Source organism: Mycobacterium kyorinense, from assembly GCF_002101735.1.
Classification (GTDB): Bacteria; Actinomycetota; Actinomycetes; order Mycobacteriales; family Mycobacteriaceae; genus Mycobacterium; species Mycobacterium kyorinense.
In genome coordinates this window covers 1-2,278 of record NZ_LQPE01000066.1, presented here as the reverse complement: position 1 = coordinate 2,278, position 2,278 = coordinate 1, and the positions used below count along the sequence as shown (strand labels likewise).

The window sequence follows — 2,278 nt, the reverse complement described above, 5'->3', positions numbered from 1 at the left end:
GCGATGAACCGCGAACCACCCAACGCCGCCTAACGGCCAAGGGAATCCACCGCTTTCCAAGCGGTGGAGGATGTCAATGCTCCATCGCGACGCCTCGGTGATCGCCGCTCGCCAGCCGTCCCTTCAACCGATGATGGCGGGTACTTGGGACCGGCCGATCTGCTCGTGACCGCAGTTCACGCCACACAAGCTCGGTATTAGCCGCTGCCTGCTGACACAGCCAATCCCACCCCTTAGCAGCCTCATTCGTCGCAAACCGCAGCTCCCACTCGCCCTGCCCCGCCGGCGGTGCAACGCGATCCCCGCGCTTCGGGCTCACCTGCCCGGCGCCGGCACGGCACCGTAATCACTCTCACTGGGCTTCAACAAGACCGCAGCCAGTTCCGGATCGGCGAGCACCTCGGCGGTATGGCGCCAACTCTCGATGACCTGAATAACCGGCGCTGGATTGTCGATCGAGTCGGCCGCCCGCATCGTCGACACCAACTCGGCAACGAACTCCTGCACCTCATCGCGAGACAGGAACGCCACCCATGGGAACACCTCAGGCAGGATCTCCGTCACCACCTCACGCACCCGCGGATCGTGCTGCATCAGCGCCACAAACATCCGCGACGTCACCGACGACGCCTCACGCGCCTGCTCAGCACGAGAAATAGTTGTCAACACCAAATCCTCGGCGTCACGTCGGCGCACCAGCAGAAACCGGTCCGTGGAGCGACGCAACCAACGATCCACCGTGGCCTTGCCCTTCAATTGCAAGTCCGAAAACATCACCGCGTCCATACTTCAAAACTACTTCTAAAGTCTGTCCCTGTCGAGGGGGCAACTGCGTGCGCAGCACCCAGGCTGGCGTGGCCGCCGCCGCGGACGCCTACCCGCTTGTGTTGGGGCAGTTGGATTATCTGGCAGCAATCAGCAACGGCACCGCTGACGGGACGCTGACGCCAGCGAAAACCTCTGGTGTGACCGAGGTCGTGCAAATCATGATGACGCAGTTCCACGCGCTGATCGCGTCGCCGGCGACGATAGCCGGGGGTCAATACCGTTTTTCCTATTCGTACGCGCGTTGAAGGAATCCACATAACGGGGGAAGCGTCCTGCGGTCATGGGTGCGTCGTTGCCTTAGCCGATCCCCACCCATGAGTGTTTAGCGGCGTTTGCGGCGCACGGCGTAGTCGGCGTAGCGGGCGTAAACGGCCTGCTCGGTGCTGCCGAGTGCTGAGGCGATTTCGGCCATGGTTGCTCCGCGGTCGCGGGCGCCGCGGTAGTCAGCATTACCCAGGACTTTCTGGCCCTGCCGAACCGTCGCGCTGGCTGACTTTGTCTCGATAGCGGCTGTGTGCCGTGGGCGCGGATATGCCAAGGGCGCCACCGATGGTGGCCCATGTGGCACCCACGGAAACTGCGTACTCGACAGCCGCGACGTCGGGTGTGCGGCGGCCATTGTGGCCGCGCCGATGAAGGATCGCGCTGGCAAGGATCCGTAAAACATCGGCGGCCCAGCGACCGGCGAATGTTCCCAGCACCTGGTAGCGGGGATCGTTGGGGTCGCGCGCCAGCAGGACGTCAGTCAGCGCAGTGGGCTGGTCGGCCAGGTCGCGGGGGACGGCACCGCTTTGAGCGAGCCATGCCAGGAGGCGCTGGCTGGCAGCTGTGCGGGCTTCTGCGAGTGCGGCTGCGGCGACCCGCTCTGCCGCTGCATCTACCTCGACACTCTGTATGGCCACGCGAATACAGTAGCGAGGCTTTTCGACGCGATGTTGCATCACACACGGAGCGGTATTAGATTATCCTAACGCATGGTTTGGGTATCCTTACGTTAGAGCTGGAGATGTGAGGGCCGGTGGACGTGACGACAGAGACCATCGCCGTCGAAACGCAAATGCGTGTCGAGTTGTTATTGCCTGCTGTTGGGTCCGCATTTCACGCGGTGCTTGTCCGCGAGGACGCCCAATGGTTCGACGACGATCCGACACCCGACATCCAGCAGCATGTGGTATGCGAGCGCGACTTGTCAGTAGCGCTGCCGTCGGTGTTCACCGCGATCGATGAATGGCTCGAACACGAGCATCGGCTACGGGTCCTACCGCATTCTTGGCAGCCAGCGGAATCGGGCGCTGACACCGGCGTCGCCTTGCTCCTTGAAGGCCGAGCAGCACCTGCGCTACCGTTCCGAGGTCTCCTCGGTTACTGGGGATAAACGCGAAACCCGTTCACGCGTATTCATATAGCCGGCCCCACGCGCTTAAGCTGCCGGGCGACAGTCGATCCCAGA

Annotated in this window: 4 protein-coding genes; 2 read left to right on the top strand and 2 right to left on the bottom strand. The window is 62.9% G+C overall.

Features of this window, described 5'->3' with window-relative positions; all coding sequences use genetic code 11:
• Nucleotides 1–315: 315 nt before the first annotated feature.
• Nucleotides 316–786 carry a hypothetical protein gene (locus tag AWC14_RS09135; RefSeq protein ID WP_084047145.1) on the bottom strand — a complete coding sequence of 157 codons (471 nt, stop codon included), beginning with the start codon at nucleotides 784–786 and terminating at the stop codon, nucleotides 316–318.
• Nucleotides 787–833: 47 nt separating this feature from the next.
• Between AWC14_RS09135 and AWC14_RS09130 the strand changes: the two genes are divergently transcribed.
• Nucleotides 834–1,073 (top strand): hypothetical protein, encoded by a 240-nt coding sequence (locus tag AWC14_RS09130; protein ID WP_084047143.1) that lies wholly within the window; start codon nucleotides 834–836, stop codon nucleotides 1,071–1,073.
• 204 nt (nucleotides 1,074–1,277) lie between these two features.
• On the opposite strand, the gene AWC14_RS09125 is transcribed toward AWC14_RS09130, so the two are convergent.
• Nucleotides 1,278–1,730, bottom strand: coding sequence for a hypothetical protein (locus AWC14_RS09125; protein WP_085241215.1), 453 nt, complete (start codon nucleotides 1,728–1,730; stop codon nucleotides 1,278–1,280).
• Between the two features lie 116 nt (nucleotides 1,731–1,846).
• Between AWC14_RS09125 and AWC14_RS09120 the strand changes: the two genes are divergently transcribed.
• Nucleotides 1,847–2,203 (top strand): hypothetical protein, encoded by a 357-nt coding sequence (locus AWC14_RS09120; protein ID WP_085241213.1) that lies wholly within the window; start codon nucleotides 1,847–1,849, stop codon nucleotides 2,201–2,203.
• Nucleotides 2,204–2,278: the final 75 nt, after the last annotated feature.